The sequence below is a fragment of the Tropicimonas sp. genome (assembly GCF_047971885.1).
Classification (GTDB): domain Bacteria; phylum Pseudomonadota; class Alphaproteobacteria; order Rhodobacterales; family Rhodobacteraceae; genus Tropicimonas.
This window is the reverse complement of the sequence record NZ_JBKEAE010000095.1, coordinates 1-8,337: the sequence shown is the minus strand read 5'-3', so window position 1 is coordinate 8,337 and position 8,337 is coordinate 1. Positions and strand designations below refer to the sequence as shown.

The 8,337-nt window shown below is 64.7% G+C and carries 8 protein-coding genes; 6 read left to right on the top strand and 2 right to left on the bottom strand.

Features of this window, described 5'->3' with window-relative positions:
- Positions 1-1,086: 3-isopropylmalate dehydratase large subunit (gene leuC / locus ACK5IR_RS08715; RefSeq protein ID WP_416927944.1), on the bottom strand; the 1,086-nt coding region annotated here is incomplete at its 3' end.
- Positions 1,087-1,326: 240 nt separating this feature from the next.
- On the opposite strand from leuC, the gene ACK5IR_RS08710 reads away from it, so the two are divergent.
- The 4 genes from ACK5IR_RS08710 to rlmH all read left to right on the top strand — a co-directional run bounded on the left by ACK5IR_RS08710 (position 1,327) and on the right by rlmH (position 3,963).
- Positions 1,327-2,655 carry a mechanosensitive ion channel family protein gene (locus ACK5IR_RS08710; RefSeq protein ID WP_416927942.1) on the top strand — a complete coding sequence of 443 codons (1,329 nt, stop codon included), beginning with the start codon at positions 1,327-1,329 and terminating at the stop codon, positions 2,653-2,655.
- 116 nt (positions 2,656-2,771) lie between these two features.
- The gene (locus ACK5IR_RS08705) at positions 2,772-2,912 is read left to right on the top strand and encodes a hypothetical protein (RefSeq protein WP_416927940.1); all 141 of its coding nucleotides are present in this window, start codon (positions 2,772-2,774) and stop codon (positions 2,910-2,912) included.
- Positions 2,913-3,109: 197 nt separating this feature from the next.
- Entirely contained in the window at positions 3,110-3,493 is a 384-nt protein-coding gene (gene rsfS, locus ACK5IR_RS08700) for a ribosome silencing factor (RefSeq protein ID WP_416927938.1), read from the top strand.
- Positions 3,493-3,963, top strand: a complete 471-nt coding sequence (rlmH, locus tag ACK5IR_RS08695) for a 23S rRNA (pseudouridine(1915)-N(3))-methyltransferase RlmH (RefSeq protein ID WP_416927936.1) — start codon at positions 3,493-3,495, stop codon at positions 3,961-3,963. Before rsfS ends, rlmH begins: the two co-directional genes overlap by 1 nt.
- A 187-nt stretch (positions 3,964-4,150) precedes the next feature.
- Here the strand turns inward: rlmH and ACK5IR_RS08690 are convergent, their stop codons facing one another.
- On the bottom strand, positions 4,151-4,909 hold the full coding sequence (locus ACK5IR_RS08690) for an aldolase/citrate lyase family protein (protein ID WP_416927934.1): 759 nt from the start codon (positions 4,907-4,909) through the stop codon (positions 4,151-4,153).
- A gap of 219 nt (positions 4,910-5,128) precedes the next feature.
- On the opposite strand from ACK5IR_RS08690, the gene gpmI reads away from it, so the two are divergent.
- Both gpmI and ACK5IR_RS08680 read left to right on the top strand, forming a co-directional pair.
- On the top strand, positions 5,129-6,658 hold the full coding sequence (gene gpmI, locus ACK5IR_RS08685; RefSeq protein ID WP_416927932.1) for a 2,3-bisphosphoglycerate-independent phosphoglycerate mutase: 1,530 nt from the start codon (positions 5,129-5,131) through the stop codon (positions 6,656-6,658).
- A 320-nt stretch (positions 6,659-6,978) separates the two neighbouring features.
- Positions 6,979-8,334 (top strand): S41 family peptidase, encoded by a 1,356-nt coding sequence (locus ACK5IR_RS08680; protein WP_416927930.1) that lies wholly within the window; start codon positions 6,979-6,981, stop codon positions 8,332-8,334.
- Positions 8,335-8,337 lie beyond the last annotated feature (3 nt).

Sequence of the window (8,337 nt, the reverse complement as noted above, 5' to 3'; positions counted from 1 at the left end):
TGCGGCGGCGGCGCGCAGATCCTCGATCCGGCCGTTGGTGCACGAGCCGAGGAACACCGCGTCGATGGCGATATCGGTCAGCGGCGTGCCGGGTTTGAGGCCCATAGAGTCGAGTGAACGGCGCGCGGCATCGACCTTGCCGCCGGCGAAATCCTCCGGCGCCGGCACCGTGCCGGTGATCGGCAGCACGTCCTCGGGGCTGGTGCCCCAGGTGACGACGGGGGCAATATCCTCACCGCGGATGGTCACGACCTTGTCGAAATGCGCGCCCTCATCGGTGAAAAGCGTTTTCCACCAAGCGAGCGCGGCCTCCCATTGCGCGCCCTTGGGGGCGTGCGGGCGGCCCTTGACGTAGTCGAAGGTCTTCTCGTCCGGCGCGATCAGGCCGGCGCGCGCGCCACCCTCGATAGCCATGTTGCACACCGTCATCCGCCCTTCCATGGACAGATCCCGGATCGCCTCGCCGCAATATTCGATCACATGGCCGGTGCCGCCGGCGGTGCCGGTTTGGCCGATCACCGCGAGCGTGATGTCCTTGGCGGTCACGCCCGGACGCAGCTTGCCGGCGATCTCCACTTTCATGTTTTTCGATTTTTTCTGGATCAACGTCTGGGTGGCCAGAACATGCTCGACCTCCGAGGTGCCGATGCCGTGCGCCAACGCGCCAAAGGCACCATGCGTGGCGGTGTGGCTGTCGCCACAGACCACGGTCATGCCCGGCAGTGTCCAGCCCTGTTCGGGGCCGACGATATGAACGATGCCCTGCCGGATATCGCTCACCGGGTAGTAATTGATGCCAAATTCCTTCGCGTTGGTATCCAGCGCCTCGACCTGGATGCGGCTCTCCTCGTTGGCGATGCCGTTTTCGCGATCGAGCGTGGTGGGCACGTTGTGATCGGGCACGGCGATGGTCTTCTCGGGGGCGCGCACCTTGCGGCCGGCCATGCGCAGCCCCTCGAAGGCCTGCGGGCTGGTCACTTCATGGACCAGATGGCGGTCGATATAGAGCAGGCAGGTGCCGTCCTCGGCCTCGTCGGCGACATGGGCATCCCAGATCTTGTCGTAGAGCGTCTTGGGGGCGGTCAGTCGGAACTCTCCGTCGGGTAATTGACTCGGACATGGGGAAACGGGGCGCCGCCGACAGGGCGGCCCGCCCCTCACGGGTGCGCGGTCGCTCGGCCTTCGAGGCCGTGAAAGCGCCAGGGCAGGCGCGCGTGGTCGTCCATGTCGATCATCTTTGCCATCCCTCTCCGCTACAACCACTCGGGCGCCATCGCAAGGGCTTGGCCATTGCGCCCCTGCCGATTTGCGGGCAATCCTGCACCTATGGAGCAGGACATTCAGGCCATTCTGAGCGAATTGCAGGCGCTTGCCGGCCAGTTGCGGACCTCGGCGAAGCTGATGCTGCTGCCGTCGCGGCTGCTGCAGCTTGGCATCATCGCGGTGCTGATCCTCGTCTCGCAGCTTGTCCGGCTGACCTTCGCCGAACGCATCAGGACGTGGATTCGCGGCCTTCACGGGCGCAGCAAGTCAGAGCTCAGGGTGCTGGTCATGCTGCAACGCCGGGTGGCGCTGATCACCTTCGCCATCCTGAGCTGGGCGACGGTCTTCGTGATGCGCGACGTTCTGGGTCTCTTCCCGTCGCGCAGCTACCTGATCGCGCTGGCCGGCACGGTCGCGGTGGCCTGGCTGATCATCGGTTTCGCGACGCGCTTCATCGGCAACCCGCTGCTCCGGCGCATGGTGACGTGGATGGCGTGGGTCTATGCCACGCTCTATTTCACCGGACTGAACAGGGCCGCCGCGCGGCTGCTCGATGCATTCGCCATCCAGATCCAGAGCTTTCGCCTGTCGGCACTGGATATCCTTCAGGCGCTGGTGATCACCGGCCTGCTGCTGATCGCGGCGCGTCTCCTGTCGAACTCGGCGACGCGGCGGATCGAGGACAACAAGGATATTTCGCCCACGCTCGGCGTGCTGCTGACCAAGATCCTGCAGGCGATCCTCTATGTCTCGGCCATCTTCCTCGGGCTCAGGGCGGTCGGTTTCGACCCCAGCGGGCTGACCGTCCTGTCCGGGGCGATCGGTGTCGGTATCGGTTTCGGCCTGCAGAAGATCGTCTCAAACATCGTGTCGGGCATCATCATCCTGATGGACAAGTCAGTGAAACCCGGCGACGTGATCTCGCTGGGCGAGACCTTCGGCTGGATCCAGTCGCTCGGCGCCCGCTATGTCTCGGTGGTGACGCGGGACGGGCGCGAATACCTGATCCCCAACGAGGATCTGATCACCAACCAGGTGGTCAACTGGAGCCATTCGGACGAGTTCGTCAGGCTCGACATCAGATTTGGTACCGCCTATTCGAACGATCCCTATCTGGTGCGCAGCACCGCGATCGAAGCCGCAAGGTCGGTCTCGCGCGTTGTCCAGGGCAAGAGCCCGGTCTGCCACATCACCGGCTTCGGCGACAGTTCGGTCGATTACGTGCTCCGCTTCTGGATCGTCGATCCGACCAAGGGGCTGACCAACGTTCGCGGCGATGTCTATCTGGCGCTGTGGGACCGGTTCAGGGAGGCGGGTATCGAGATTCCCTTCCCGCAGCGCGAGGTGCGTCTTCTGGCGCCCAACGCGGTGCAGCCCGAAATTTCAGCGTGATCACGGCAATTTGAGCATGTGTCGGCGCCAGATTGCCGCACTCCTTGAATTAATCATATGGATATAACTAATACCTATCGTATCCCTTGAGTATTGACATGACGGAGAGGCGCCCGATGCAGCGGGTTTATACGAGATTTCATATTGTACTGATTGCTTCGATGCTCCTGATGGCGATTGTGGTCGAGGCGCTGGCAGCGCCCGCCGCGTCAGAGGCCGCGAACCCGGGTATCGTTCAGGTTGCGGAATTGCCCTGACCGGCATTCTGATACCGCTCGGCACGTGCCGCGGCACACCTGAACGGCAATCGGCGCGCTGTCGTTGAGCCGTTCCGCCTGCGGTGCTATCATCCGGGCAGGTCCAGCGCCGGGACCAGGCGGCGCGCTATCAGGAGGACGATGTCCTGTCTCACCATGCGGGAGCCGCCACGCAAAGGGCGGCGGCAGTGGCGCCGATGAGTGCGCCGATGGAGTTCGGTCAGATCGCGACCGGTGAAGCGCTGCTCGAACGGATTCTCTACTCACTGTCCGAAGACAAGGCCGAGGATGTCGTGACGATCGGGTTGCGCGGCAAATCGCAGATGGCCGATTACATGGTCGTCTGTTCGGGCCGGTCGTCGCGGCAGGTGATCGCCATTTCCGACAAGCTGGTCGAACGGCTCAAGGAGGATCCCGGCATCCTGTGCAAGATCGAGGGCAAGGAAACCGGCGACTGGGTGCTGATCGACGCCGGCGATGTGATCGTGCATGTGTTCCGCCCCGAGGTGCGCGAATTCTATCAGCTCGAAAAGATGTGGATGTCGGTCGGAGAGACCAGACCGGCGCAGTCCGCCGGCTGATGCGGCTTCATATCGTGGCTGTTGGCCGGCTGCGCCAGGGCCCCGAACGGGAGCTCGTTTCCGACTATTGCACCCGCGCGGGGCGCACCGGGCGGGCGTTCGGTCTGTCTCCGGTCGCCGTGACGGAGGTGGACGAGCGCAAGGGCGGAAGCAAGGCAGGCGAGGCGGCGCTGATCGAAAGGGCCCTGCCCGGCGGCGCGACCGTGGTTGCGCTCGACGAACGCGGCCGGACGATGACATCGCCCGGTCTTGCCGCGCGGCTCGCCTCGTGGCGGGACAGCGGGTGTCAGGACCTCGCCTTTATCATTGGCGGCGCGGACGGGCTCGATCCCGCCCTTGTCGCGCGCGCCGATCTGGCGCTTTCGCTGGGCAGCATGGTCTGGCCGCACCTGCTGGCCCGGGTGATGGTGTCCGAACAGATCTATCGCGCGGCATCAATACTGGCCGGCACCCCCTATCACCGGGAATGAGGCGATCCGTCGGCCTGTCATTCCAGCGGCCACAATGCCCTGCGGTTCGCAAAAGCCGGCGATGTGAGCATTGCTGCCGCTCGAATGAAGCACGAGCCGCACCCGGGTGCCTTGTTCAATCAGGGCGCAATGGCCTCCATGCCGCCTCTCGGCGGCGAATACCGATCATTCTTCAACGTCGCTGACATCAGAACATCGCGCGCAACGTCTTCAGGCCGTCGCGAAAGGTTGTGACGTCGGATCCGACCGCAAGAAACTCCACCCCCATTGCGGCGTATTCACGCGCCAGATCGTGGTCGAAGGTCAGGATTCCCGCGGCCTTGCCGCTCTGGCGGATCCGTTCGAGCAGATCGCGCACCAGCCTTCTGACCTTTGGCGCGCCGGGCTGTCCAAGATGCCCCATATCGGCAGCCAGATCGGCCGGGCCGACAAAGATGCCGTCAACCCCCTCCACGGCGAGAATCGCATCAATATCCGCCGCACCGGCAAGCGTCTCGACCTGGAGCAGGAGGCAAATCTGCTCGTCGGCGGTTTCCAGATAATCCGGGATCGCGCTGAAATCGGAGGCCCGCGCCAGCGCGGCACCAACCCCGCGCACGCCCCCGGGCGGATAGCGGACCGAGCGGACGGCCTCGCTGGCCTGGGCGGCGCTTTCGATCATCGGAATCAGCAGCGTCTGCGCCCCGATATCGAGCATCTGCTTGAGGACCGAACGGTTGTCGTCGCGCACGCGCACGACCGCGCTGCTGCGTTCGCCCACCGCGCGAAGCTGATCGAGCATGTCGCGCAGGCCGTTCGGCCCGTGCTCGCCGTCGATCACCAGCCAGTCGAAGCCGGCTCCGGCGCAGAGCTCGGCCGTGGTCGCCTCGCCAAGGCCGAGCCACAGGCCGATCTGGGTTTCGCCCGTCCTGAGACGGGCCTTGAACTTGTTCACCGGGGCAGGCATCGCGATCTCCAGATTCGAAAAAACAGGCCGGCGCGGACGGATGTTTCGCCGGCCGGGCCTGCAAGTTGCAACCTAGCGCTTCGGGCGCGCCGGGCAACCGGCGTTCTGTCGCCTTTTGTCGGCATGGGGGCGGCCGCGACTTGTCGGCCCGGCACGGTTGTTTCGGTTTTCTTTCCTTTCAACCGGCACTAGGTAGACCCCAACCAAGGAGGCCTTCTCATGAGCATTCCCAAACCTGTCGTCCTGTGCATCCTCGATGGCTGGGGCATCGGCACCAAACCGCCCGAGGTCGAAGGCAACGCGCCTGTTCTCGGCAATACCCCGACTTTCGACAACCTGATGGCGACTTGCCCGCACGCGACGCTTGTCACCTTCGGCCATTCGGTCGGCCTGCCCGACGGGCAGATGGGCAATTCCGAAGTCGGGCACACCAATATCGGCGCCGGAAGGGTGGTGGCGATGGATCTTGGCCAGATCGACCTTGCGATCGAGGACGGGTCCTTCGCCCCGCGGGCGGCATTGCAGAAATTCATTGCCACGCTCAGGAAGACGGGAGGCGTGGCGCATCTGTCGGGGCTGGTTTCGCCGGGCGGCGTGCATTCGCACCAGAACCATATCGTAGCGGCGGCGCGGGTCATCGCCGCGGCGGGCGTTCCGGTTCAGATCCACGCCCTGACCGATGGCCGCGACGTACCGCCGAAATCCGCCGCCGGCCAGCTTGCCGAATTCGAGGCCGCACTGCCCGCCGGCGCGCATGTCGGCTCGCTGATCGGGCGCTATTATGCCATGGACCGCGACAACCGCTGGGAACGGGTCAGGCAGGCCTTCGACCTGATCGTCAGCGGCACGGCCGAATTCGAGGCCGCAAGCGGCCAGGCCGCCTGCGAAGCCGCCTACGCGCGCGGCGAGTCGGACGAGTTCATCAAGGCGACGAAGATCGACGGATATATCCGGCCGCAGGACGGCGACGGGCTGCTTTTTCTCAACTTCCGCGCCGACCGGGCGCGCGAGATCCTCGCCGCGCTTGCCGATCCGGATTTTGTCGAATTCGATGCCTCGGCCCGACCCCGCTGGGCGGCGGTCTGCGGCATGGTGGAATATTCCGACCGTCACAATCGCTATATGGATGTGATCTTCCCGGCGCAGGACATCGTGAACACGCTGGGCGAATGGGTTTCGAAGCAGGGGTTGCGGCAGTTCCGTCTGGCCGAGACGGAAAAATATCCGCACGTCACCTTCTTCCTCAACGGCGGGGTCGAGACGCCCTATCCCGGCGAAGACCGCTTCATGCCGAAATCGCCCAAGGTGGCGACCTATGACCTGCAACCGGAAATGTCGGCGCCCGAGGTGACGGCGAAATTCGTCGAAGCGATCGAACAGCGCTACGACCTGATCGTCACCAACTACGCCAATCCCGACATGGTGGGGCATACCGGCATTCTTGCGGCGGCGATGAAGGCGGTCGAGGCTGTGGACCAGGGCCTTTCCAGGGTAATCGCGGCACTGCACGCGGTGGGCGGGGCGATGCTGGTGATCGCCGATCACGGCAACGCCGAGACGATGATCGCCGAGGACGGCGGGCCGCACACCGCGCATACGACGAACCTCGTTCCGGTGATTCTCTACAACGGGCCCGAGGGCGCGACGCTGCATGACGGCAAGCTTGCCGATGTGGCGCCGACCATTCTCGAACTCATGGGGCTGCCGCTGCCGGCCGAGATGACGGGGAGCAGCCTGATCGACCACTGAGCAAACCTGGGCGTCGCGCGGAGCGGGGCGAGAAAGCCACGGCTTTTGCCCCGGCTACGCAATCGTGATGGCTGGTGAAACCGCAAGCGACATTCTTGTGGTGTCTGCCGCCGCGGATCGGATCTATGTTGATGCGCGACGGATCGTTCGGAGGGGCGATCCGCCGGTGCTGATGGTCAGACCGGGAAGCGCCCGGCCACAAATTGCAAGAGAATGGTGGTAACCGGAGCGGCAACGCGCTTTATATGGACCGAAGCGGGGCAGCGGGCCGGCAAACCGGGCCGGGGGAGCCCTCACGGGACCAAACGGATGAGGACCGAATGAAGAAATTCGTCATGGCCGCGGCGGGAGGAGTCCTCGCCGGCGCGGTGCTGAGCACACAGGTTGCCGGGCCACTGATCGCCCAGGAAGCCGAGCGGAACAGTTCGGTCTACGAACAACTCGACCTGTTCGGGGACATTTTCGAACGTGTGCGCGCGCAATATGTCGAAGAGGTCGACGAGAAGGAACTGATCGAATCGGCAATCAACGGGATGCTGACATCGCTCGACCCGCATTCGAGCTATCTGGTGCCCGAAGACGCCGACGACATGCGCGAACAGACCCGCGGCTCCTTCGCCGGTCTGGGCATCGAGGTCACGCAGGAGGAGGGCTTCGTCAAGGTCGTTTCGCCGATGGACGATACGCCCGCCTACGAGGCCGGCATCCAGGCGGGCGACTTCATCACCCATGTCGACGGGGAAAGCGTGCTCGGCCTGACGCTGGACGAGGCGGTGAAGATGATGCGCGGGCCGGTCGGCTCGGATGTCATCGTCACGGTGGTGCGCGAGGGGGTGGACGAGCCGTTCGACGTGACGATCACCCGCGACACCATCAAGCTGACGGCGGTGCGCACCCGGACCGAGGGCGATTCGGTCGTCCTGCGGGTGACGACCTTCAACGACCAGACCTATCCCAACCTCGAAAGCGGCCTGAACGAAGCAGTCGGGGAACTGGGCGGCATGGATAACGTGAACGGTTTCGTTCTCGATCTGCGCAACAACCCCGGCGGGCTGCTGACTCAGGCTATCAAGGTTTCCGACGCTTTCCTCGACAAGGGCGAGATCGTCTCGACCCGCGGGCGCAACCCGCAGGACGGCGACCGCTTCAACGCCACCGAGGGCGACCTGGCCGATGGCAAGCCCATCGTCGTGCTGATCAACGGCGGGTCGGCCTCGGCCTCGGAGATCGTCGCCGGTGCGCTTCAGGATCACCGCCGTGCCATCGTCGTCGGCACCAAGAGCTTCGGCAAGGGCTCGGTCCAGACCGTGATGCCGCTCAAGGGCGACGCGGCAATGCGGCTGACCACCTCGCGCTATTATACCCCGTCGGGCCGCTCTATTCAGGCGCTCGGCGTCTCGCCCGACATCGTGGTCGAGCAGCCGCGGGTCGACCCCAGGGCGGCCGCCGAGGCGGAAGAGGAAAACCCCGCGCTCGAACATTTCAACCGCTCCGAGGCAGACCTGCGCGGCCGCCTCGAAAACGACAGCCTGACCGAGGACGAGCGGCGCCAGATCGAGGAAGAGCGCACGAAGGCCGAGGAATCGGCGCAGTTGCGGCTGGAGGATTACCAGCTGGCCTATGCCATCGACATCCTGAAGGGCCTGTCGGCGCTGGACCCCGATCTCAACAAGTGATCC